Source organism: Devosia faecipullorum (genome assembly GCF_015158295.1).
Taxonomy (GTDB): Bacteria; Pseudomonadota; Alphaproteobacteria; order Rhizobiales; family Devosiaceae; genus Devosia; species Devosia faecipullorum.
On sequence record NZ_JACDXV010000001.1, the window covers coordinates 760915 to 784542 of the forward strand.

The 23628-nt window shown below is 63.0% G+C and carries 24 protein-coding genes and 1 tRNA gene; 2 read left to right on the forward strand and 23 right to left on the reverse strand.

The window, feature by feature from the left end; translation table 11 throughout:
- Window position 1 precedes the first annotated feature (1 nt).
- From H0482_RS03810 to H0482_RS03845, 8 genes are all read right to left on the reverse strand, one after another.
- Window positions 2–1114: a DNA cytosine methyltransferase gene (locus H0482_RS03810; RefSeq protein WP_210319062.1), complete on the reverse strand. Its 1113-nt coding sequence runs from the start codon at window positions 1112–1114 to the stop codon at window positions 2–4.
- 369 nt (window positions 1115–1483) lie between these two features.
- Window positions 1484–2257 carry a metallophosphoesterase gene (locus H0482_RS03815; protein WP_193728673.1) on the reverse strand — a complete coding sequence of 258 codons (774 nt, stop codon included), beginning with the start codon at window positions 2255–2257 and terminating at the stop codon, window positions 1484–1486.
- Window positions 2254–2550 carry a hypothetical protein gene (locus H0482_RS03820; RefSeq protein ID WP_193728674.1) on the reverse strand — a complete coding sequence of 99 codons (297 nt, stop codon included), beginning with the start codon at window positions 2548–2550 and terminating at the stop codon, window positions 2254–2256. The genes H0482_RS03815 and H0482_RS03820 overlap by 4 nt, the downstream gene beginning before the upstream one ends.
- Window positions 2547–2756 carry a DUF7695 domain-containing protein gene (locus tag H0482_RS03825; RefSeq protein ID WP_193728675.1) on the reverse strand — a complete coding sequence of 70 codons (210 nt, stop codon included), beginning with the start codon at window positions 2754–2756 and terminating at the stop codon, window positions 2547–2549. Before H0482_RS03825 ends, H0482_RS03820 begins: the two co-directional genes overlap by 4 nt.
- Window positions 2753–2998 (reverse strand): hypothetical protein, encoded by a 246-nt coding sequence (locus tag H0482_RS03830; RefSeq protein ID WP_193728676.1) that lies wholly within the window; start codon window positions 2996–2998, stop codon window positions 2753–2755. The genes H0482_RS03825 and H0482_RS03830 overlap by 4 nt, the downstream gene beginning before the upstream one ends.
- Window position 2999: 1 nt before the next feature.
- Window positions 3000–4559 (reverse strand): AAA family ATPase, encoded by a 1560-nt coding sequence (locus H0482_RS03835; protein ID WP_193728677.1) that lies wholly within the window; start codon window positions 4557–4559, stop codon window positions 3000–3002.
- A 270-nt stretch (window positions 4560–4829) separates the two neighbouring features.
- A tRNA-Lys gene (locus tag H0482_RS03840) sits at window positions 4830–4905 on the reverse strand.
- Between the two features lie 134 nt (window positions 4906–5039).
- Window positions 5040–5237 (reverse strand): hypothetical protein, encoded by a 198-nt coding sequence (locus H0482_RS03845; protein ID WP_193728678.1) that lies wholly within the window; start codon window positions 5235–5237, stop codon window positions 5040–5042.
- A 356-nt stretch (window positions 5238–5593) separates the two neighbouring features.
- Between H0482_RS03845 and H0482_RS03850 the strand changes: the two genes are divergently transcribed.
- A complete protein-coding gene (locus H0482_RS03850) occupies window positions 5594–6697 on the forward strand; it encodes a pyridoxal phosphate-dependent aminotransferase (protein WP_193728679.1) in 1104 nt (367 codons plus the stop codon).
- Here the strand turns inward: H0482_RS03850 and H0482_RS03855 are convergent.
- The 15 genes from H0482_RS03855 to H0482_RS03920 all read right to left on the reverse strand — a co-directional run bounded on the left by H0482_RS03855 (window position 6682) and on the right by H0482_RS03920 (window position 21528).
- Window positions 6682–7626 carry an endonuclease/exonuclease/phosphatase family protein gene (locus tag H0482_RS03855; protein WP_193728680.1) on the reverse strand — a complete coding sequence of 315 codons (945 nt, stop codon included), beginning with the start codon at window positions 7624–7626 and terminating at the stop codon, window positions 6682–6684. The genes H0482_RS03850 and H0482_RS03855 overlap by 16 nt on opposite strands.
- Before the next feature lie 145 nt (window positions 7627–7771).
- Entirely contained in the window at window positions 7772–9334 is a 1563-nt protein-coding gene (locus tag H0482_RS03860) for a 2-isopropylmalate synthase (protein WP_193728681.1), read from the reverse strand.
- Window positions 9335–9450: 116 nt separating this feature from the next.
- The gene (locus tag H0482_RS16740) at window positions 9451–9573 is read right to left on the reverse strand and encodes a hypothetical protein (RefSeq protein ID WP_269144654.1); all 123 of its coding nucleotides are present in this window, start codon (window positions 9571–9573) and stop codon (window positions 9451–9453) included.
- A gap of 184 nt (window positions 9574–9757) precedes the next feature.
- Window positions 9758–10642 (reverse strand): PhzF family phenazine biosynthesis protein, encoded by an 885-nt coding sequence (locus H0482_RS03865; protein ID WP_193728682.1) that lies wholly within the window; start codon window positions 10640–10642, stop codon window positions 9758–9760.
- A gap of 2 nt (window positions 10643–10644) precedes the next feature.
- Window positions 10645–11136 carry a heme-degrading domain-containing protein gene (locus H0482_RS03870; protein ID WP_193728683.1) on the reverse strand — a complete coding sequence of 164 codons (492 nt, stop codon included), beginning with the start codon at window positions 11134–11136 and terminating at the stop codon, window positions 10645–10647.
- A 162-nt stretch (window positions 11137–11298) separates the two neighbouring features.
- Window positions 11299–12318 carry a ketol-acid reductoisomerase gene (gene ilvC, locus H0482_RS03875; protein WP_193728684.1) on the reverse strand — a complete coding sequence of 340 codons (1020 nt, stop codon included), beginning with the start codon at window positions 12316–12318 and terminating at the stop codon, window positions 11299–11301.
- Between the two features lie 28 nt (window positions 12319–12346).
- A complete protein-coding gene (locus tag H0482_RS03880) occupies window positions 12347–12994 on the reverse strand; it encodes a TetR/AcrR family transcriptional regulator (RefSeq protein ID WP_330998184.1) in 648 nt (215 codons plus the stop codon).
- Window positions 12995–13519: 525 nt separating this feature from the next.
- A complete protein-coding gene (locus H0482_RS03885; protein ID WP_193728685.1) occupies window positions 13520–14296 on the reverse strand; it encodes an IclR family transcriptional regulator in 777 nt (258 codons plus the stop codon).
- A gap of 28 nt (window positions 14297–14324) precedes the next feature.
- Window positions 14325–15533 carry an aminotransferase class V-fold PLP-dependent enzyme gene (locus tag H0482_RS03890; RefSeq protein ID WP_193728686.1) on the reverse strand — a complete coding sequence of 403 codons (1209 nt, stop codon included), beginning with the start codon at window positions 15531–15533 and terminating at the stop codon, window positions 14325–14327.
- 13 nt (window positions 15534–15546) lie between these two features.
- Window positions 15547–16038 carry a RidA family protein gene (locus H0482_RS03895; protein ID WP_193728687.1) on the reverse strand — a complete coding sequence of 164 codons (492 nt, stop codon included), beginning with the start codon at window positions 16036–16038 and terminating at the stop codon, window positions 15547–15549.
- A gap of 16 nt (window positions 16039–16054) precedes the next feature.
- Window positions 16055–17029: an ABC transporter ATP-binding protein gene (locus tag H0482_RS03900; RefSeq protein WP_193728688.1), complete on the reverse strand. Its 975-nt coding sequence runs from the start codon at window positions 17027–17029 to the stop codon at window positions 16055–16057.
- Complete coding sequence (locus H0482_RS03905; protein ID WP_210319091.1) at window positions 17026–18033, reverse strand: ABC transporter ATP-binding protein; 1008 nt, start codon at window positions 18031–18033, stop codon at window positions 17026–17028. Before H0482_RS03905 ends, H0482_RS03900 begins: the two co-directional genes overlap by 4 nt.
- Before the next feature lie 67 nt (window positions 18034–18100).
- A complete protein-coding gene (locus H0482_RS03910) occupies window positions 18101–18964 on the reverse strand; it encodes an ABC transporter permease (protein ID WP_193728690.1) in 864 nt (287 codons plus the stop codon).
- A complete protein-coding gene (locus tag H0482_RS03915) occupies window positions 18964–19905 on the reverse strand; it encodes an ABC transporter permease (protein ID WP_193728691.1) in 942 nt (313 codons plus the stop codon). Before H0482_RS03915 ends, H0482_RS03910 begins: the two co-directional genes overlap by 1 nt.
- Before the next feature lie 96 nt (window positions 19906–20001).
- Window positions 20002–21528 carry an ABC transporter substrate-binding protein gene (locus H0482_RS03920; protein ID WP_407925691.1) on the reverse strand — a complete coding sequence of 509 codons (1527 nt, stop codon included), beginning with the start codon at window positions 21526–21528 and terminating at the stop codon, window positions 20002–20004.
- An 840-nt stretch (window positions 21529–22368) separates the two neighbouring features.
- Between H0482_RS03920 and pepT the strand changes: the two genes are divergently transcribed.
- Window positions 22369–23601: a peptidase T gene (pepT, locus tag H0482_RS03925; RefSeq protein ID WP_193728693.1), complete on the forward strand. Its 1233-nt coding sequence runs from the start codon at window positions 22369–22371 to the stop codon at window positions 23599–23601.
- The last annotated feature ends 27 nt before the right edge of the window (window positions 23602–23628 follow it).

Consider the following 23628-nt stretch of genomic DNA (forward strand, 5'->3'; position numbering starts at 1 on the left):
ATCATGCGAACGCCATCTCAGGCTGATTCGGCAATATGCGGCGGTCAGAATCTTGGGCAGCGGCAGCGCTTTCCAGCAAAGCCATCCCGATCGCACGGCCCAACAGCGGCGGCACGGCATTGCCGACCTGCACGTATTGCTCGGTTCGGCTGCCCTTGAACTCGAAGAAATCAGGGAACGACTGCAGGCGAGCGGCCTCGCGCACCGTGATGGCGCGGTCCTGCTCGGGGTGGATGTAGGCTCCCCAGTGCACGTCGCACTTGGTCAGGATGGTGCACGACAGATCGGTCTTGCGCGGGCGACCGTAGCGCTTGGTGTGGTCGCTGCGCTTCGCCCGTTTCATGCCCTCAGGCAGCAGGTCGAACGGGATGTCGCGCCAAGAGCCGCCGGCGGGAATGTGCTTCATCCGCTGCAGGTTGACCTGCGACAGGCGAGACGCGGTGTGGTTGGACAGGCGCTCGACGTCGGCGCGCAGCTCCGCCTGGTACGCGTTGACTGGCAAGGTGGCGTAAAAATCCGCGCCCGCCGTGTCGCCATTGACCAACACCGGCAGGTCCGAGATCGCGTCCCAGATCGTCACGTACGGAAGCAAGCCGGGGCCGTGCGTCGGGCGTGGAAATTCGATGGGCGCGCCAATACGGTTGGCGATGAACACGATGCGCCGGCGCTCCTGCGGGACGCCGTATTCCTCGGCCTTCAGGATCTTCCACTTCACGCGGTACCCGAGGGCGCCCATGCCCTCTTCGATCTCGCGGATGATGCCGCCATCGGCGATGGACGTCAGGCCGCTCACGTTCTCCATGACGAGCCACTTGGGCATCAGGCCCTTAACGATCCGCAGGTATTCGCGGAACAGGCCGGCCCTCGGGTCGTGAACGCCGCGGCCATGGTTGTAGACGGAATAGCCTTGGCATGGCGGGCCGCCAACGAGCACGTCGAGTTCGCCCTTCTTCAGGCCGGTGGCGCGCAGCAGCTTTGCGACGGTCAGGTCCTGAATCGGTCCGAGGAAGAACTCGGCCTCCGGATGGGTGGCGACGAACGTCTTGCCGGCGGCATCGTCGATGTCGGAGCCTGCGAGCACGCGGAACCCTGCCTGACGAAGGCCCTCGCTCAATCCACCCGCACCGCAGAAGAGGTCAACGACCGTTCCAGCGTCTCTCATTTCATCACCCGCATGCATACGCGCTCCCCAGTACAAACAGGGAACGGTTAAGGAACCGTCTCTTATCGGGTCCGGTTGCCTCTGGCCAATCACGGTTCAGAGGGGCCGCCATTGATTCTCGCGCATTATCGTAACACGCCGATGGCTCCCGCCTACCCGCCAATTTGCTGGTCGCTCCTGCCCGCGGCAAGCCGTCACCACCGGGTTTCCACCGCGCAATAGCACTCGTCGAGCGACATGACCTGTCAGCACCCTGCCCGCGACCTGCCAGCAGATCATCATGATCTGCAAATCGCCAGCACCCCGAATTAGCTATCATTTTCAACGCGCTACCTCCCCCACTTCGACGACCAAATCCTCGACGAACCCGCTATCCTCACCATGATCTGGCCCCTGATAGCCCCGGGGGTTCGCCAGAATCCTTGTGTTTCCAATGCGATAGTCGTGATGCTGGTGGACATGCCCATGCACCCACAGCTCGGGCTGATGTCGCATGATCATCTGCTCGAGATCCGAGGCAAAGGCGGCGTCGGCGAGATCGACCGCGCCGGCGATTGAACGGCGGCTGGGCGCATGGTGCGTCACCACTACCGTGGGGCCGGCGAACGGCTGAGCGAGCACGGCCTCGATGGCAGCGCGGTGGTTGGCGTGGGCTGCGCTGGTGTCCGCTGGCCAGATCGGGCTGCCGTCCGAGCGCACGACGCGCTGATATTCCGGCATGTGGCGGGCGGCCCAGCTCTCGCTGCCGTAGCGATCGTCTGCCAGCCCGAAGTCGGTCCAAAGAGTGCCGCCGACGAAACGGACGTCGTTGAGGACGACAGACTGCCCGCTCGAAATCACGTGGATGCCGCGATCGAACAAGTCCTCGTTGTTGCGATCCCATGCGTCCAGCGCGACGCCCATGACATCATGATTGCCAGGTACGAAAATGATCGGCGACGGCGACCATCGTTCCAGCATCAGCAGCGTCTGCTCGGTGTCGGCTGCGGATTTGTCGACGTCGCCTGCGACGATCATGACGTCGTGCCCGGGGGTGCGATCGGGCACCCAATATGTGCTGTCCATGTGGAGGTCGGAGACGATCCAGATCATCATCGTGACCACGCCTCCATTTCTGCAAGCGATTTCCGAACAGCAGCGATCGCAGCCGCCAGCGCTTCGTCCGCTGCCGCATCGCCATGCCTCTCCTCGACGAGATGAAGCAGCGCCCGCGCTCGCCGATGTGCCGGCCTCAGGATTTCGGTGATGCCGGGATCGAGTTCCATTTCGCGGATGCGCGGGACGAGATCGGAGCCGTACAAGCCGGCGAGGCGCTCAAGGCGTTCGGCCGGGCCGTAGAAATCGATGAGGATGGCTTGCTGATATTGAGTCTCGAGATCATCGCTCATTCGCCATCTCCCCGCGGCCGTGTGATGCTTGTGTCCTCCCAGCGCGCGTCTTTCTTGTAGACGCGGCGCAGGTACTCATCGCCGCCGTCCACGGCGATGCTGCCGCAGCTGCAGTATTTGAAATCGTGGCGATGCACGCTCACGATCTCGTCGCCGCAGTCGAGGCAGCGAGCGCTATTTCTCTCAATGATGTCGCCGTAGTTCATTCCTGTTCTCCCAATACGTCTTCAGCGCCGGCGACGCCGACCTGCGCTAGCGCTTCGAGCAGCATGGGCAGCCATGCTTTTCCGGCACCTGCAGTCAGCAGGGCGCGGACAGTGATCGGCGTCGGATGCTCGAGCGCCGCCGATGCCAGGACGGCGACGGTAGGGTCGCGCTGCGCGATCATGCCAACGGCGACGCGGTATGCGCCGACAGCGAGGCGACGGTCGGATTCACGGATGACCATGTCAGCACCTCGCCATGTGCTGCTCGCGGGTGGCGAGCATGGCGGTGACGATGCGTGTGAGCTTCCGGATTGATCCGCCGGGCCAAGCTGCCCTGATCAGCTCCATCTCGTCGCCGTCGAAAGACGGATACCATCGCCGGTCGATACCTCGCTCCCGAGCGATGCGATCAACAATCTGGTGCGTCAGCGTCCCAACGTGCTCCCATGTAGGTTCCGGCATCACCAGAATCCTCATGCGGTCGCGCAGCGGCGCCGGGATGCCGTCGATCGTGTTCGCCGTGCCGAAATGGCTGACGAACGACAGATCGACTTCGGCTTCGAGCGCGAGGTCGCGGAATCGCTTGGCTTGGTCGGCCTCGAGCAGCGGCAGCATGGCATCCAGGGGACTGCCATTCTGGCTGCCGATGCTGGCCTTTTCGACTTCGTCCCAGACGACGGCGACCGACGCGGACTTCGACCGCTTGATCACCTGCAAGGGCACGCATTCCCGTGCCGTGCTCCATTGAGCGCTGGTGCCAACGAGCGAGCTATCGGCCATGCCGGCGAGATTGTAGAGGTCGTTCGGCAGCCCGATCTGATCGCAGATCGCCCTTGCCAGCGAGCTCTTGCCCGACCCGGGGGGCCCGACGAGCAGCGTCGGTCGAAACTTGACCTCCTCGCGCGGCGCGAGGTCGCCAAGCACCACGTCGATGACGTCGGTGGCATGCGGCCAGCGCTCGACCAAAGCTCTCCGATGAGCGGCCACGTCGCCTCGAAGCACCACTGGCAGCGCCTGACCGTCCATGCCCGCCCATGACTTCTGGATGTCCTTCTTATGCCCTGTGCCGCCCTCGGGGAACGAGGGGACGACGACGATCTCTCGGACCCGCGGCGACCAGAATTCCGCACGGTCCTCCATAACGGCGCGGATGAAATCCTCGTCGTCCGGATCGGCACCGCGGACAGCTGCGAGCAGTTCAGTGAGAACCATGGGATCTCGAGCAGGAGTCTCGGCGGCCTTCTTCTCTTCGGCCTCGACGGCCGTCTGGGCCACCTCGAGCTCGATGAACAGCCGCGACCGCGTGGTCATCAGCGACGAACCGGTATTGGCATAAGCGAGCATGCTCTTGCGATTGACGCGCAGCAGCCCACCGACGACCGCATCGCACCAGGCGGCGTCATAGTCGTGCCGATAGCGGCCCGTGTCGATGATGTGCGCCGCCAGGGCATCGGCAGTGCCGTCGACGCGCATGCACGCTTGATAAACACGCATGCGCCATTGGTCATCATCGTGCTGGTCTGCGAGCAGCAGCCGGACGCGCTCGATGGCATCGGCGCTGCAGGTGTCGCGCAGGGACTTGATGGCGCGTCTCAGCACCGCCGACAGCTTGGGCGATTGCATGGCATCGTCGCACCATGCCTGGATATCTCGCTCGATGCTGTCGCCGAAGAAGGGGGCGCCTTCGAACAGCTCTTCGAGGCCCGGTAGCAGGCCGGCTCGGATGAGATTGTGGCGAGCACGACGCTCGCGGAATGCTTCCACAGCCGCCGGATTGGCGGTCGTCTTGTCCTTTGATGTCATGAATTTCTTGGGGTGGAGCCGGTTCCCAGCTCACGCCCTGTAGCCGTCCATCGGACGATGGTGTCGGCTCAGGGTGCACGGCCGGCGCACGAATGCCCGGCAATCCGAGGACATAGCTAGCCTGGAATGCGGTCGCTGTCCGGGGGATTTTTCGATGGCATTTTACGTATCAGCCAAGCGAGAGCCGTCCCAATCCCGTCCCATCGCCATAAACAACAAAGGCGACCCGAAGGTCGCTTGTCGTAAACCCTTGTCAAACAAGGAAGGCTTTGGTGGGTGCACAAGGGCTCGAACCTTGGACCCGCTGATTAAGAGTCAGCTGCTCTACCATCTGAGCTATGCACCCGAGGGCGGTTCGTGAACCGCCGTCACCAAAGTGCGGCTTCTCTAGCAAAGCGATTCCGACCTGTCCAGCACCCGATTTCACTTTGTTGCCAGAAATTGCGATGCGCCCGGCCGATTGGGCCGGGCAGCATTGGCTTATGGGCGCAAATGCCTGAAATCGTTGATTTCAACCACATTGTCGGCCGTAGCGATTGGTTCGGGGCGAATTTCGTCCAGCAATCCGATCGTACGTTCGATGATATGGCGCAATTGCCGGGAACGCTGGTCCGCCCCCTGCAGGATGGTGGCGGCGCGCTGGAGATGATCACGCGCAAGCACATAGGTTGGAGGCACAGGAACTCTCCTTCAGACTAACCGATTTTTGACAGACGCCGGGAGCTTTGGCGCCGGCACAAACTGAACCCGACCGGTTCGCGTATCCTTGCCGGAATACATCGCATTTTATCCAAACCGCCGTTTTTTACCCCCTCTCCCGGAAAGTCTCGGAGCGGCGGGCGTTTGACGGCCGCGAAGATTTTTCTGCCCTGTGCAGAAATCCGGGGATGAAAACCCGACCCGTCCCACGCTCGGGCCAGCAGGGCGAAAATCTGCCATTCCGCCGCTTTTTCGCCCGCTGGCATCCGCGCCTGGGCCGAATAAGATACCTCTCGGATTCGACCGCCCGTTGATTTGCCAGCAAGGTTAGTGCCGTGCCCGTTCCGCCCTTTACCGCCATCGTCGACGACCTGCCCGAAACCGTGCCCTTTGTCGGGCCGGAGGCGCTGGAGCGCCGGTCCGGCGTGCCGATTCGCGCCCGGCTCGGCGCCAACGAATCGGGTTTCGGCCCCAGTCCCAGGGTGATCGCCGCCCTTGCCGAGGCTGCGCCGGATCTATGGTGCTATCCCGATCCGGAGAATCACGATCTGCGCACCGCGCTGGCCCAGCATCTGGGCATTGCCCCGGACGAGGTGGTGATCGGGGAAGGCATCGATGGCCTGATGAGCCTGGTCGTGCGCCTCTTCATCGCCCCGGGCGATGTGGTGGTCACCTCGCTCGGTGGCTATCCCACCTTCAATTATCACGTCGCCGGCTTCGGCGGCGATCTGCAATTGGTGCCCTATATCGGGCGGCACGAAGACCTCGAAGCGCTCGCCGCGCGGGCGCGCAAAACCCAGGCCCGCATGGTCTATCTGGCCAATCCCGACAATCCGATGGGCTCGCACTGGCCCGCCGAATCGGTCGCGGCCTTTGCCGCCAGCCTGCCCGAAACCTGCCTGCTACTGCTCGACGAAGCCTATGGTGAAACCGCTCCCACCGGCACGCTTCCGCCTATCGACACGTCCCTGCCCAATGTGCTGCGCCTGCGCACCTTTTCCAAGGCCTACGGACTGGCCGGCCTGCGCTGCGGCTACGCTTTCGGCAATGTTCGCCTGGTCCGCGCCTTTGAACGGGTTCGCAATCATTTCGGCGTCAATCGGCAGGCGCAGATCGCCGCTCTGGCCGCACTCGCCGACCAGACCTATCTGCACCAGGCCATCGCCGCCATTGCGCGCGCCCGCGATTGCATTGCCGATATTGCCCGCGACAACGGCTTGCAGGCGCTGCCTTCGGCCACCAATTTCGTCACTGTCGATTGCGGCCGCGATGGCGATTATGCCAATCGGGTGCTCGGCGAACTTGCCCAGCGCGGCGTCTTCATCCGCAAGCCGATGACGCCCGGCCTCGACCACCATATCCGCATCAGCGTCGGACCCGATACCGAACTGGACATTCTGGCCGCGGCCCTGCCCGAAGCGCTTCAGGGTGCTGGATAGATCGCCACCTCGGCCCGCAACGGGCGATGGTTCGAGCCCAGATTGTCTCCGGCCTCCAGCGTCAGCAGCCGCGCATTGCCGCGCGTGAACACATTATCGATGGGTACGCCGAACGGTCCCAGTCGCACCGGCCATGTAGCCGGCATGGATGGCCCCGGAATCAATTGCTGCCGCTTGGCCAGCAGCGCCACCGGCTCGGTCCATGGCGCGGCATTGAAATCTCCGCCGAGCACCAGCGGCCCTTCGATCCTGCCTAAAATAGTATTGATCTCGCGCAGTTCCACCCATGAAGCCTGATCGAAATAGGGCTTGGACAGGTGCAGGCCGGCAATGGTGATGTCGTGTCCGTCGATGGTGATGCGCCCCGACACCAATCGCTCCAGCCGGAACGGGGGCACCTTGTCGATCCGCCCCTCCGAGATCGGGAAGCGCGAATGCAGCGAAATATCGCAGCTCGCGCTTTGTGAGCAGCCGATGCGGTAGGGCAAGACGCTGGCAAGCCGGTCGAGATAGTGCTCGATGCCGGGCGTTTCCATCACCAGCATGACATCCGGCGGATCGGCGATGATAGCCTCGACCAGCTCTTCCGCGCGGGCATTGCCGGTCAGGACATTGAAGCTGAGAAAGCGGAACGTCGCCATCGCCTCTTCCGTGGCCGGCGCCCGCCTTTCGTAATAGCTCCAGACCGAGGCCGCGCCATGCCCGGCGCCCACCAGCACCGCCAGCAGCACAAGCAGGCCGCGCCAGCGCGCGCCGCTTAGCATCGCCAGAACGGCCAGCACCAGTCCCGCCACCACGAGGTGAAAGCGCAGGCTTTGCAACAGCAATTCGCCCGGCAGGCCGGGCGTTGCCGAAACCACGGCGAGAACTACAATCAGGATTGCCGAAATGGCCAGTATTCCGCCGCGAAACTCCGCCTTGCTCAGCATCGGGCCCCCAGAATTCGGTGCGCAATGGCTAGAGCAGCTTCCAAACCGCCGCGCAAGCGTTTCTGCGATGCACGGAAGCCCGCTTGCCGGGCTTCCTTCCATCCGTCGTCATTGCCCGGCTCGTCCGGGCAATCCCGCTTGCGCTTTAGCCAGCCAGCGCGCCCTGTGCTGAGGCGCCGCGTTCGATCATCACCCGGTTGAGCGCGTTGAGATAGGCGCGCGCCGAGGCGACCAGTGTATCCGGCTCGGCAGCATTGCCCGAGGCGATCCGGCCATTCATCTCCAGCCTCACATGGGCCGAAGCCTGCGCGTCGGTGCCCCCGGTCACCCCGTCCACGGCATAGAGCACCAGATGCGGATTCTGTCCCGATGCCTGCTTGATGGCGTTGAAGATGGAATCCACCGACCCCGTTCCCTCATAGGACACGGCGGTTTCTTCGCCATCGATGGTCACCACCAGATTGCACTTGTGGATGCCGCCGGTCTTGCTGACCACTTCCATGTCCACCAGCCTGATCCGGTCGCCCACCGAGCCGACTTCGTCATCGACCAAGGCAATGATGTCGGCGTCATAGACGTGCTTCTTGCGGTCGGCCAGATCCTTGAACCGCTGGAAAGCTTCCTGGAAAGCATTGTCGCCCAATTCGTAGCCCAGTTCCTTGAGCTTGTCCTTGAAGGCGGCGCGGCCCGAATGCTTGCCCATGACCAGCGTGGTTTCCTTGATGCCGACGCTGGCCGGGGTCATGATTTCATAGGTCTCGGCATTCTTGAGCATACCGTCCTGGTGGATGCCGCTTTCATGGGCGAAGGCATTCTTGCCCACGATGGCCTTGTTGTACTGGACCGGGAAATTGGAGGCCGCCGAAACGATCTTGCTGGCGCGCGACAGATGCGTGCTCTCGATCTCGGTATAATAAGGCATGGCGTCGCCCCTTGTGCGCAGCGCCATCACCACTTCTTCCAGCGCCGCATTGCCGGCGCGTTCGCCCAGGCCATTGATCGTGCATTCGATCTGGCGCGCACCGCCCGCCACACCGGCCAGCGAATTGGCGACGGCCATGCCCAGATCGTCATGGCAATGCACCGAGAAGATCGCCTTGTCGGCGCCCGGCACGCTTTCGATGATCTCCTTGAACATGCGGAAATGCTCTTCGGGCACCGCATAGCCGACCGTATCGGGCAGGTTGATCGTCGTCGCACCGGCCTTGATCGCCGTTTCCACGCAGCGCTTGAGGAATTCCATCGGCGTGCGGGTCGCGTCCATGGCCGACCATTCCACATCGTCGATCAGGTTGCGCGCCTGGGCCACTGTGCGGGCGATGATCTCGATCACTTCGTCTTCGGTCTTCTTCATCTGGTGTGCCAGATGAATGGGCGAGGTGGAAACGAAAGTGTGGATGCGTCCCTGCTGGGCATGGCGCACCGCCTCCCCCGCCCGGTCGATATCGGCGCTGATTGCCCGCGCCAGCCCGGCGACCCGCGCGCGCTTCACATGCTTGGCCACCGCGACCACGGCCTCAAAATCGCCTACCGAGGCAATGGGGAAACCGGCCTCGATAATATCGACGCCCATCTCGTCCAGCGCGTCGGCCACCTGGAGCTTTTCTTCCAGCGTCATCGTCGCGCCGGGCGATTGTTCGCCGTCGCGCAGCGTGGTGTCGAAAATGAAAACGCGTTCTTTGTTGGAATTGGTGGCGGAAGCAGTCATTTCAGGCTCTTTTCTCATCGGCCCCGAGGCAATGGCTCGCTGGACCGGACATTTTTACTGTTCGGTTGATGGCGCATTCCCCTGACGACCCGTTCGGTTATCCGAACTGCCGGTGATCAGGGGCTGATAAGAAGGAGGAGCAGCGCGGGCAGCAGCAAAAGGCCGGCAGCGATCGCCAGCCTGGTCTGGACGACCTGCTGTTGTGCGATGGCAATGGCTTTGGCCTGGCGGCGTTGCATAGGGGTACGCTCTGGTACGCTAGTCTTCTGCAAGAAACATGCGCCAAACCATCCCGCCTTGCAAGGCCAATGCTCGGAATTTTCGGGATTTTATTTCGCCCCGCCCAGCGCCATGCCGGTTCGTGCACCATTGCCCGCGCGCTGGGCCTGCCATTGGCGGCGTCGGCGAACCGTCACCGCCCCGCTATTCGTCCAGGTCCAGCACGCCTTCCGCCACCACCACCGCATGGCCGCCTATGGCGCCATGGGTCAGCGCATCGTCCTGCTTGCGGAATTGCAGCGCGATCCGGCATGGTCGCCCCATCTCGACACCCTGCCGCAACACCCGGTCGAACTGGCCGCTGCCCGCTTCCTGCTCGGCCAGCAGCCCGATCAGCGCCGCAGCGGCCGAGCCGGTGCCGGGATCTTCGCCCAGCCCCATGCCGAACATACGCGCGGCAATGTCATTGTCTGGCTCGTCCGGCGTCAGCGTGAAGACATAGGCCGAATGATGATCGTGGTGGAACACCTCGTTCCATGCCGTCCGGTTGGCCGAGACGCGCCGCAGCACATCGGCATTGCGCACTGGCACCAGATGAAACGTCACCCCTGCCGAGAACACGGCCGGCTTGAACATGTCGCAGCCGATATCCTCGACCTCGATGCCCAGCGCCTGCGCCAATGCCAGCCTGTCGGCAAGATCGGCGATCCGCACCGGCAATTTCGGCAGCGCGAACCGCGCCTCGCCGCGCCGCCGATCGGTGCGCTCGAACAGGGCCGTCACCAGCCCCACCTTTTCCTCGATGCGCAGCGCCGACACCTTGTTCTGCAAGCCCAGCACCACCGCTGCGCCCACTGTAGGATGCCCGGCAAAGGGCAATTCTTCATAGGGCGTGAAAATCCGCACCGAAGCCGAATTGCGCTCGCGCTGCGGCTTGCACAGAAACACCGTCTCGCTGAGATTGAACTCGCGGGCAATGGCCTGCATCTCGCCATCGAGCAAGCCGTCCGCCTTCGGCACAACCGCAAGGGCATTGCCTTGCAGCGGATTCTGCGTGAACACGTCGAGGATCAGATAGGGCAGCTTCAATTCTATGCCTCCGGCAGCGCATAATCGGCGCGCGCCATGCCGAGATGGTCACAGAGCGCGTCCACCGCCACGCCATGGTCCTTGCGCCCCGGCAGCCCCGAAATCGTCAGCGCCCCGACAATACCCGCACCCTGCACACGAATGGGAAAGCCGCCGCCCGCGATCACGTAATCGGCCGGATCGGCGCCTGATTGCACGCTGAACGGCCCCTCGCCCCGCTCCAGCACCAGCCGATAGCTGGCGCGCTGGAACCTGCGCACCGAATTGATCTTGCGCCGCACCCATTCGGCATTGTCGGCGCTGGTCCCCGGCGTCGCCGAAAAGAACAATTGCCGGTCCCAGGTCCGCAGATCCACCACCAGCGACAGCCCCTCGGCCAGCGCTCGGGCGCGAATGGACGAGCCGATTTCGAACGCCACCGCCTCGTCGAACACGGACAGGACAAGCTTGTTTTCCTGCCGGATTACGCGGGCGATTTCGTCATTGTCACTCATGTCTTGCTCCTGCCACGAGCCGATGCCCGTCCCCTGATGCATAAAGCTCTAGAGCTTTTGCGGCGCGAGTTGAAGCCGTCCCGCCATCGCAACCAGGAGCACGCTGTGGCGCACATTCGCTCCAAAAGAAAACGGGGGCCGCAGCCCCCGTTCCCTCGTCTCTTAGTTCTTCGCCTTGTCCACCAGGGCGCCGGCCTTGATCCAGGGCATCATGTCGCGCAGCTTGCTGCCGACTTCCTCGATCGGATGCTCGTCGGCAAGGCGGCGGGTAGCCTTGAAGCGGGCGCCGCCGGCCTTGATTTCCTGCATCCACTCGGAGGTGAAGCGGCCCGACTGGATATCGTGCAGCACGCGCTTCATCTCGGCCTTGGTTTCCGAGGTGATGATGCGCGGACCGGTGACATATTCGCCCCACTCGGCCGTGTTGGAGATCGAGTAGTTCATGTTGGCGATGCCGCCCTGATAGATCAGGTCAACGATCAGCTTCACTTCATGCAGGCATTCGAAATAAGCCATTTCCGGCGCATAGCCGGCTTCCACCAGCGTTTCGAAACCGGCGCGGATCAGTTCCACCAGACCGCCGCACAGCACAGCCTGCTCGCCGAACAGGTCGGTCTCGCATTCCTCGCGGAAATTGGTCTCGATGACGCCCGAACGACCGCCGCCGACACCCGAGGCATAGGCCAGCGCGATGTCATGGGCATTGCCCGAAGCGTCCTGATGCACGGCGATCAGGCACGGCACGCCGCCACCCTTCTGATATTCGCCACGCACGGTGTGACCCGGGCCCTTGGGCGCGATCATGATCACGTCGACGCTGGACTTGGGCTCGATCAGGTTGAAATGCACGTTGAGGCCATGGGCGAAAGCCAGCGCGGCGCCGTCGCGGATATTGGGCTCGATATGTTCCTTGTAGATATCGGCCTGCAATTCGTCGGGCGTCAGCAGCATGATGACATCGGCCCAGGCGGAGGCTTCGGCGACGCTCATCACCTTGAGGCCTTCGCTCTCGGCCTTCTTGGCCGAAGCCGAACCGGGACGCAGGCCGACCGCCACATTGGTCACGCCGCTGTCGCGCAGGTTCAGCACATGGGCATGGCCCTGCGAACCGTAGCCGATAATGGCCACTTTCCGCGATTTGATGATGTTGAGATCGGCATCACGATCATAATAGACGCGCATTGGGGCACTCCCTCGGAAAAGCGGCTTGTTATGTGTTTGTCTTGGCGCCGTAAAGGGCCAGGAACTGGTCCGTTGCGATCTTCACATCGGCTTCGACGTTGGATTCGACATTGGATTGGGTGAGGCCCTTGTCGCCGAGCAGCAGACGGATTTGCACGTCGCGCACGACCAGGCCAAAAAAACTGCGATAGGCTTCCTCGCTGGAGGTAAAGCGCAACAGGCGCGCATCGCGCGCCGCCTCAAGAATCGGTTTCAGCCGGCGGCGGATCGCCATCGGGCCGTTTTCGAGCACGATATTGCCCAGGCTGTCCTTTTCCTGCGCCGCATGCGTGACCGCGGTGCGGTTCAGCGTGATCGACACTTCCCCGATGATCGTGGTCAGCAGGTCGCGCGCGAATTGTTCCAGGCTGGAGCGCAGCGTCTTGGCGCTGAGATGGGTCCGATCCACGAAGGGCATGCGCACCTTGGCCGCCTGCCATTGCACCGTGGCCGTCAACAGCCCCTCGCGGTCGCCGAACCATTTATAGAGGGTCTCCTTGGAGCAAGACGCCCGCCGCGCCACCGCCGTCATGGTCAGCCCGTCGCCATTTTCGACGAGCAGGTCCAGCGCCGCCGTCAGCACGGCCTGCTGGCGGGGGGTGAACGTCTCCTCAATGACCTTGATGGCCAGCGCCACGGGAACTCCTCCAAACCGGCGCGCAAAAGCCGCGCCACATTTTCCTGAGCAGGCGTACCGTACGGTACGGTTCTAGGCAAGCCCCTTTCTGCCTCGCTCCACGAAATGACTTGGATGAACGAGTCCGCCATGATCCAAAGTCTTTGGCGAATATCGCTGAAAAACTTCACCCAGATCTGCAAAGTGCGATTATTGCCCCTCCGCGGCACCTGCGCCAGGGAAACGGCGTCTACCGCTGCTGACGGCCGCAGCGTCTCCCGCGATACGGAGCGACCTTCTCACCGCGAATTCTTTCCCGCCTGTTCGGCAGAAAAAAGCCATAGGACAAGCAAGTTCGACAAGCGGCAGGTTTTCGTGACCACGCACACAATGTGCCAGTTGGGCCTGCTCAAGGATCCGACGATCGCTCCCGGATCTATGGCCCTCATCGCCGCCAATTTAATGCGCCTATCCTGGCCTCGGACGCAGATCGCGGCGACGGCCGTCGGCGCGTCAAGGCCAATTGTGTTCAGCTGCGCATGCGCCCTACCAGCCTAGCCGACTTTCCATCCGGCGGGCGCTTTCGCGTACCAGCGACACCAGATTCGGCTCCTGCTGATGCACCTTGTTTTCCGGAACCACGATCGACATGGTCGCCTGACATATGCCGGATTTGTCGCAGACTGGCGCCGCAATGCAGGCCACGGCGAAGTCGGATTCCCCCGCCTGGATGGATAGCCGCTGTTGAAGCGCCTGCCGAGCACTGGTGGCGAGCACATGGGGGTCGGTTTCGGCGCGGCCCGTCGGTGACGGGCGAGCGATACGCCGGAACAATTCTACCAGCTCGTCCTCTTCCATATAGCCGACCAGCAGCCTGCCAGAGGCCGACCAATTGAGCGGTGTGCGTGAACCCACGCGGGAGGTAACCGAAAAGGCGCCGCTGCCTTCTTCCATGGCCAGTACGATCATCACGTCCTGGTCGCGGGCGCAGACCTGCACCGTTTCTCCCGAAGCGCGGGCCAGCTCGTGCATCTCCCGGGTCGCCGCTCCCAGCAGGTCCAGATTCCGCGCATAGGACAGCCCATAATGGTAGAGGCGGCGACCGAGGCTGATCGTTCCGTCCCGGTTGCGGTCAAGCAGGTTCTTTTCCACCAGATCGTCGATGATTGTATAGACCGTCGAAATCGGCGCGCCGACGGCGCGCGCAATCTCGTAGGCCGTGGCCTCCTGTTCGGCCTCCTGCAGATGGTCGAAAATCTGCAATGCGCGGTCGATGCCGCTGGTGCGTGAACGCCGTGCCCCGCTCGATTTCGTGTCAGTCATGGGCGTTTCCGTTCGACACGGCCGCTGGCTAGTCCGGCCACTTGAGGATGTTCTTCTCCTGCGCCAGCAGATGCTGGGCATGCGGGGTGCTTATGGTCTCGTTCGAGCGGCGGGCACGATCAAGTTCCTCCAGCAGCCGCGCGGCGACGATGCTCTCTTCATCCGGGTGCAGATTGCACGGATCCAAGAGTAAATAACCCTGCTCGGCCTCATGGTCACGCACAATCACCGGGTGCGGGCCGCTGGCCAGCATGCTGGCCAGATCCCAGGCGGTAACGCGAGCCGCTTCCGGGTCCACCACGACTTTCAGCCGGTCAAGCGGATTGCCCGTCGGATCGGGCACGATGTGCGCGGTGATGCCGTCCCTGCCCGTCAGTGTCTTTAGCCAAAGATCGAGTGCCCGTCGTTCGCGGGCGCGGATGCCGGCATGGTCGCGGTTCTTCCATGCCTGCAAGGCGGCAATGACGCCCGCAACACCCTCCTTGCCCACTTTCATGCCGCGCCCGATGCCGCGATTTTGCAGGTATATGTTGCGGATAAAGTCCTTGCGACCAGCGCAGATGCCAGAGGTCGGGCCGCCGAGGAACTTATGGCCCGAATAGAGCACCACATCGGCGCCGTCGGCCAGGAAGCGCCGCAGGTCATATTCCGATGCCGCATCGACGATGACCGGAACGCCGCGAGCATGGCAGATATCGGCGAAGGTCTTGAGGGGAATCTGTCCGTAGTCGACCACGTGGTGCGAAACGACGTAGACAGCTGCCGCCGTCCGCTCGCTGATGGCGCCATCAAGCTGATAGCCATGCGCACTGGTCGCCTGACCGACCGGCACGACCTTGGCACCGGCAAGACGGATCGCCTGATCGACCGGCGCGCCGTAGCTCACGATATGGCCGGCCTGGATCAGCACTTCGTTGCGCAAGGTGCCGGTATCGGGCAATTGCTCGATGGCCCATAGATTATTGCCGGTCATCGCTGCGGCCACCGCCAGGCTGATACCCGCCGAGCATGACGCGGTGACAAAGCCGGCCTCGGCGCCGGTCAACTCGGCAATGGTGTGGCTGGCCTGCCGGAGCAGGTCACCCATTTCGACGAATTCCGTCATCACCCGGGTTACCGCGGTCACGGCCTCGGGCACCACGATCGATGCGCCGAGCGAGGTCATGGTGCCCGAAACGTTGATCACCGGCCGCAATCCCAGTTCGGCCCGAATGTCGTCGTCGGACGCCTTGGTCATTTGCTGTTCCCCCCTAATCAAATGCCACGATGGCTTCGATTTCGACAGTAATCTGGTTTGGAAGCGATCCGAAGCCAACTGCCGAACGCGCGTGGACGCCCTTGTCGCCGAACACGGCCAACATCAAGTCCGAGCAGCCGTCGATCACCGCCGGATGGTCGTTGAAATCCGGCACCGCGTTGACCATGCCGAGCAGCTTGACGATGCGGCGCACCCGGCGAAGGTCGCCGAGCGCGGCTTCCAGAACCGCGATCAGATTGATGCCGGTCAGCCGCGCATGGGCATAGGCGTCCTCAAGCGAAACGTCTCCGCCCACCTTGCCCTTGTGCAGGCGCCCATTGACCTCGCTTGGCCCCTGGCCCGACAGAAACAGCAGCTTGTCCTCGGTCACATGGGTGACGAAATTGGCGATCGGCGCTGGCGCTGCCGGCAGGACGATCCCCAGCGCCGCAAGGCGCTCATAGGGGCTGGCATCGGGGCGCGCGGCAAGCTCGGAATCACTCATGGGATACAACTCCGGATCAGGCGAGTTCGCCGTGTCGAATACAGGCGACGTGATGATTGCCACCGACATGCTCGACAGGTGGAACTACGCTGGCGCAGGCCTCGATGGCCATTGGACAGCGGGTGCGAAAGACACAGCCCGAAGGCGGGTTGATGGGCGAAGGAATGTCGCCGGCCAGCGGCACATGGGTTCGTTTGCGGGTCGGGTCCGGTATCGGCGCGGTCGCCAGCAGGGCCCGCGTATAAGGGTGCCGTGGTTGGGCATAGACCTGGCGCGACGGCCCCCGCTCCATCACCCGGCCCAGATACATCACCACCACCTCGTCGCAGAGATATTCCACCACGCTCAGGTCATGGGCGATGAACAGCATGGTCAGGCCCAGTTTGCTCTGCAATTCGCCGAGCAGGTTGAGCACCTGAGCCTGCACCGACACGTCGAGCGCCGAAACCGGCTCGTCGGCCACGATGAAGTCTGGTTCCACTGCGATAGCACGGGCAATGCCGATGCGCTGGCGCTGGCCACCGGAGAATTCATGCGGAAAGCGACGCGCATATTCGGTGGGCAGGCCCACCAGCGTCATCAATTCGTCCACCCGCGCCTTGCGCGCCGCGCCGCGTGGATAGCCGCAGGCATCCAGCGCCTCGCCCAGGATGGCGTCGATCCGCATGCGCGGATTGAGGCTCGAATAGGGATCCTGGAACACGATCTGCAACCGCTTGCGCCAGGCGCGCATATCGCGGCCATTGAGCGCAAAAATGTCGGTACCATCGAAGATGGCCTGGCCTTCGGTCGGCTCCACCAGGCGCAGGATGGAGCGTCCGACAGTGGTCTTGCCCGAACCGCTTTCGCCCACCAGCCCCACCGTGCTGCCGCGGCGGATATCGAAGCTGACATCCTCCACGGCATGGACCACGCGGCCATTGCGGCCCGGGAAACGCTTGACCAGGCCCCGCAGGCTGAGCAGCGGCTTGTCGTCGATTGGCTCGCTCATAGCTCATGGCTCCGGATACAGCGCGAAAAGGTTCCGGGTACCGCTTCAATCAGCGGTGGCAGGGCGCTGCGGCAGGCTTCGATGGCCATAGAGCAACGCGGCTCGAACGCGCAGCCTGGCGGCAGATTGGTAATGGGCGGCACCGACCCGGGGATGGAATAAAGCGCCCGTCGCGCCCCATCGACACCCAGATCGCGGCTGGCGTCGGGCGTACAGGCCAGCAGACCCTTGGAATAGGGATGGCGCTGATGGGCGAAAAGATCGTTGACCGGCGCCTGCTCCACCACGCGCCCGCCATACATCACCACCACGTCATGGGCGATCTCCGCCACCACACCCAGATTATGGGTAATGAACATGATCGACATGTCGAACTGGGCCTGCAGGCGCTGCAGCAGGTCGAGGATCTGCGCCTGGATGGTCACGTCCAGCGCCGTGGTCGGCTCGTCGGCAATCAGCAGCGATGGATTGCAGCTCAGCGCCATGGCGATCATCACCCGCTGGCGCATGCCGCCCGACATCTGGTGCGGATAGTCGTCCAGCCGCCGCGCCGCATCGGGAATTTCCACGTGCCGCAGCATTTCCAGCGCCCGCGCCCGGGCTTCTGCCCGGTTGAGCGTGGTGTGTAGGGCAATCATCTCGCCGATCTGGTCGCCCACCGTATAGAGCGGGTTGAGCGAGGTCATCGGCTCCTGGAAGATCATGGCGATTTCGCTGCCGCGCATGGCGCGCATCTGCCGCGGGCTGAAGCGCGCTAGGTCATGCACGGCGCCGGCGCGATCACGGAACAGCACTTCGCCGCTCTCGATGCGCCCCGGCTTGGCCAGAAGGCCCATGACTGAAAGGCTGGTCACCGATTTGCCGGACCCGGATTCGCCCACCACGGCCAGCGTCTTGCCGCGCTTGAGGTCGAAGGTCACGCCATCGACGGCCTTGGCCGTCAGGTGCCGGCCCTTGAACCAGGTCTTGAGGTCGCGGACAGATAGGATCGTGTCCTGTGCCAGGGGCGCGCTCATGCCGAGCCTCCGCAATAGGGGCAGTTCCGCCCGGTCGTTAAGCGATTATCGAGCATCACACGTCCTTGGCGAGGCGCGGGTCGAGGAAGTCGCGCAGCCCGTCGCCCACCAATTGCAGGGATAGAACGGCCATGATGATGGCGCCGCCGGGGAACCACATGATCCAGGGAGCCTGTTCCATGTATTGGCGGCCCGCCGAGATCATCGTGCCCCAGGTGGGAATGTCGGGCGAAATACCGACGCCCAGGAATGACAGGCCGGCTTCGGCCAGGATCGCATTGGCGAAGATGAAGGTCGCCTGCACCAGCAGCGGCGAAGTGATATTGCGCAGCACGTGGCGCACCAGCGTCACCTGCGTCGGCACGCCCAGCGCCCGCGCCGCCTCCACATAGGGCAGTTCGCGGATCACCAGCGTCGAGGCGCGCACCACGCGGGCCAGGCGCGGCGCATAGACCACGCCGAGCGCGATCACCACATTGATGGCCGAAGCGCCCAGCGCCGCCACCAGCGCAATGGCCAGAAGGATGTCGGGGAACGCCATCATGGCATCGATCAACCGCGATACCGGGGCGTCGAGCTTGCGGAAAAAGCCCGCCATCAGCCCCATGAACACGCCGATGATCGAGGCGAAGATCACCACGGCAAAGCCGACGGCGATCGACGTGCGGCCCGAATAGAGCACCCGGGTGAAAATATCGCGCCCCAGATCGTCAGTGCCGAACAGGTGCAGCCAGCTCGGCGGCTGCATGCGATTGCGTACGGCCAGTTGCGCTGGGTCATAGGGCGAGATCAGCGGCGCCAGCAGCGACAGCGCGATCAGGGTGACCAGCACCACCAGCCCCGCCATGGCCGTCGGCCGGCGGGCCATCTTCATCAGCAGATTGGGTTCGCGGAACCCGCTTTGAGCAATAGCGGCCATCAGTAACGCACCCGCGGATCAACGATGAGATAGAGCATGTCGATGATGAAATTCACCAGCACATAGAGGCCGGCCACCACCAGCAGCGCTCCCTGGATAACGGGATAGTCGCGCCGCAACACGGCCGAGACGATCAGGCTGCCGACACCGGGCAAGCCAAACACCGTCTCGGTGACAATGGCGCCCGAGATCAGCAAAGCCGCGGTCAATCCAACCACGGTCAGAATGGGAATGAGCGCGTTCTTGAGCGCATGCTTGACCACCACGCGCCATTCGCTCATGCCCTTGGAACGTGCGGTGCGCACATAGTCGTCATTGAGAACATCGAGCATCGAGGCGCGGGTAAAGCGGGTGATCAGCGCCGAGCTGATCAGGCCCAGCGTCACCGCCGGCAGCACCAGATGGTGCATGCGCTCGGCAAAGCTGGCGCCGGGCCCGCCATAGCCGGAAGCATCGAACCAGCCCAGTTGCACGGCAAAGACCTGCATCAGCACCAGGCCAAGCCAGAAACTGGGGATGGAGGCGGCAAACATCGCCATGGTCGTCGCCGCCTGATCGAAGAACGAGCCGCGCCAATGGGCCGACAGCACCCCCACTGGCAGGGCGATCAGCATGGCGATTGCCAGCGAGAACAATGTCAGGAAAAACGTCGGCTCCGCGCGCTGCATCAGCGCCTCGGTCACCGGCATATTGAGAAAGATCGACTGTCCGAAATCGCCCCTCAGGATGCCTCCCACATAGGAGACGAATTGCTCGGGGATCGAGGCATTGAGCCCCAGCCGCTCGCGCAGGCTTTCAATATCGGCGGCGGTGGCGTCGGGACCGAGCATCACCGCTGCCGGGTCGCCCGGGGTGACGCGCACGATCACAAAGACGATGGCCACGACCAACGCCATCACCACCAGCATCCCAAGGATGCGGTTGAGTGCGGAACGAACCATAAAATGCTCCTCTGGACCCGCTCTGGCTCCGGCCGGGCCGGAGCCGCGCGTGCTGATGCCGCCGCAGCCCGAAGGTTGCGGCGGCGCTCGGTCAGCTTACGGCGCGGTGACGTAGGCGTTCCAGAAATACGGCCACGGTGCCGGGGTCACGCCGTCCAGTTCTGAAGACTGGGCAGCCAGAGCATTGAAATTGCCCACCTTGTAGGAGGGAGCTTCGTCGTAGATGACCTTCTGGACTTCCGCGAACAGGGCGATGCGCTTGGCCGGGTCGCTTTCGGCATTGAAGGCATTGACGGCGGCGTGCTTGGCCTCGCTTACCCACCAGCCGGGCGACGCATCCGACATCACCGCGTTCAGCGATGGCTCCGGCAGGAACGGGCTGTGGGTGATATAGATATCCCAGAGCGCGGAATCCGCGCGGTTGGTGGTGAGGGTCGCCCATTCCACGACGTCGAGCTGCACCTTGAAGCCGGCGAGTTCGAGATAAGCCTGGGCCACCAGCGCCATCTTGTAGTGGAATTCATACTGGCGGCTGGTCAGGATGCGCACGGGCGAGCCGTCATAGCCGGCTTCGGCCAGCAAGGCCTTGGCGGCTTCGGTATCGCCCATGGGCTTGTACGCCTCGGTGCCGGCATCGGTGTGCCACACGAAGCTGTCGGGATACCAGGCGCCGTCCACCGAGAAGAAGTCATCCGAGCCAAAGGCGGCCAGCATCATGTCCTCGGGCGCGAGCGCTGCCTGGATGGCCTTGCGGTTGCGGATGTCCGAATTGAGCCCCTCCTTGGTGTTCATTACGAACATCGGCCAGCCGAACGGAGCCAGCAAGACCGGGTCGGTCGCGCCATCGGCGATTTGCTGGAACGACTCGACCGGCAATTGGTCGACATAGTCGTACTGGCCGGCCATGGCCACGCCGATACGGGTGCTGGGGTCCGGCACGGGAACGAAACGGATCTCGTCCAGATACTGGTTGCGGGCGCCGCCATAACCGTTGGGCTCGCCGCCCAGCGACTGGTAGCCATCGAAGCGCACCAGCTGAATATATTGGTCAGGCACACGCTCCTGCAGCTTGTAGGGGCCGGTGCCGACAAAGGTTTCCAGCGGGTCCTGTTCGGCATTGGCAGCCGGGATCACGATGGCGGCAGCATTGTTGAACGACAACAGCGCGACCAGAGGCGCATAGGGCGCACTGAGCGTGATGGTTACGGTGGCATCGTCGGTCGCTGCGATGCTGGTGATCACTTCGGCGGCCTGCTTGCCGCGGGTCGCGATACGCGTCCAGCGCTGCAGGGACGCCACCACATCGGCTGCGGTCATGACGCTGCCATCATGGAACTTGATGCCGGTGCGCAAGGGGATCGTATAGGTCAGGCCGTCTTCCGAAATGGTAGGCAGTTCGGCAGCCAGCAGCGGCGTCGCGCCCCACTTGGCATCGAAGGTGTAGAGCGTTTCGAACATATGCTGGCTGATGATGCCGACCAGGTCAGCCGTGGACGCCATCGGATCCAGGGTCGGCGGCTCGCCGACAGTGGCGACGTCAATCGTGCCGCCCTGGGTCTGGGCGAAAGCAGCAGCGTTCACCGACAGAAGTGCCGCGATACTGGTGGCCGCAAGCAATGCCATCTTGTTCATTAAAGTTCCTCCGCATTCCATTATTGTGGAATATATTTCGTAGTTGCGATGTAAAATGTCATCGTCACTTGTTGCCGTCAAGTATATCGGGACAACCGATACTTCCCGGGCCGCACGCCAACCACCACCCTGTCAGTGGCCAGGGCCAGGGCCATCTACAGCCCGAACGTCCCGGATCTGGTGCTATAGCCGCCTCGTTCCAACGGTTCGGGCATTGTCAACCAGGCCGCTATCTCGTTGTGACACCTGAATTTTGGTTCGCGCGGATTGTTGCCGTCCAGGCATGAATGACGTCCCAGCGTGTTGTAGAACTCGCTGATGTACTGGACGATGGCAGCGTTCAATTGCGTGCCTGTGGATCATTTCTGCCGCTGGCTCACGAAGAACTGCGCAGCCTTTTTACGATATCCCGCCCGCCCAGAAGTGCGCTTCTATCAAGGCAAAGGCGCTCGTTCTCGCGGGCCAGATTCGCCTGCCGCGCCGACTGTAAATCAGTTGGCCAATAGCTTGCTGGCCACTTGCCAGATGTGGACTTGCCCATCCCCGGATCGGCAGCACCCTGCTCACGCGAAAGGCCTCTGGTCGGCGTAAAACCGGCACAAATCCACCCGACGCCAGCCTCCTAAATTCTCAGCCCGGTGGTCCAAGATCGGGTCAATCGCCGTGCGGCGGACTTTGCCAAAATCTGGCAGAGGCACGGGAGCTTGGGTCACCAGGCTTTTTCTATTTGTCAGTCTTCGGACTACGGCGGGCGGCTAGATGACTTGGCGCTTCCACAGCACCATGAAACGTCCTAAGCCAGCGTCAAATATCAAACCCGGACTTATTGCCATGACCGATACCGTCCTCGACCGTTTTCTCCGCTATGTCGCGATCGACACCCAGTCGGACCCCAATTCGCTGACCCAGCCCTCGACCGAGAAGCAGAAAGATCTCGGCCGCCTGCTGGAAGCGGAATTGCAGGCCATCGGCCTTGCCGACGCCCATCTCGACGAACATGGCTATGTCTATGCCACCATTCCGGCCAACACCGACAAGCCGGACGTGCCGGTCATCTGCTTTTGCGCCCATATGGATACCGCGCCCGATTTCACCGGCACCGACATACGCCCGAAACTGCATCGGAATTATGCCGGAGGCGACATCGCGCTGGGCAATTCCGGCCGCGTGATCCGCGTCGCCGAGCATCCCGAACTGAACAACCAGATCGGCAATGACCTGATCACCACCGATGGCACGACCCTTCTGGGCGCGGACGACAAGGCCGGCATCGCCGAAATTGTCACCGCCGCCGAAATCCTGCTCAACGACACCTCGATCCGCCATGGCGCCATCCGCCTGCTCTTTACCACCGATGAGGAAATCGGTCGCGGCGTGGACAAGGTCGATCTCGAAAAGCTCGGCGCCCGCTTCGCCTATACGCTGGATGGGGAAACCGCCGGCACCATCGAAGATGAAACCTTTTCCGCTGACATGCTGGTGCTGGACATTACCGGCGTCGCCATCCATCCCGGCTTTGCCAAGGATCGGATGGAAAACGCCATCAAGATCGCCTCCGCTATTGTCGCCCGCCTGCCCCGCAACGTCGCCCCCGAAGGCACCGAGGGCCGCGACGGCTTCGTCCATCCCGTCGATATTTCCGGTTCCATGGATCAGGCGCAACTCAGCCTCATCGTCCGCGATTTCACCGAGGCCGGGCTCGCTGAAAAGCATCTCATGGTCGAAGACATTGCGCGCGATGTGCTGACCGGCTTCCCCGGATCATCCTTCACCGCCACGCGCAAGCAGCAATATCGCAATATGAAAGTGGTGCTCGATCAGCACCCCGAAATCGTCGACAACGCCGTCGAAGCCATTCGCCGCGCTGGCGTGGATCCCATTCGCGGCTCGATCCGCGGCGGAACCGATGGCTCGCGCCTTTCCTTCATGGGCCTGCCCTGCCCCAACATCTTCGCCGGCGGCCACGCCTTCCACTCCCCCCTCGAATGGATCAGCCGTCAGGACATGGAAAAGGCGGTAAGAACTGTGATCGAGCTGGCCAAAATCTGGGAAGAACGCGCCTGACGCCGAAACAGGCGTTTTGCGCGACCG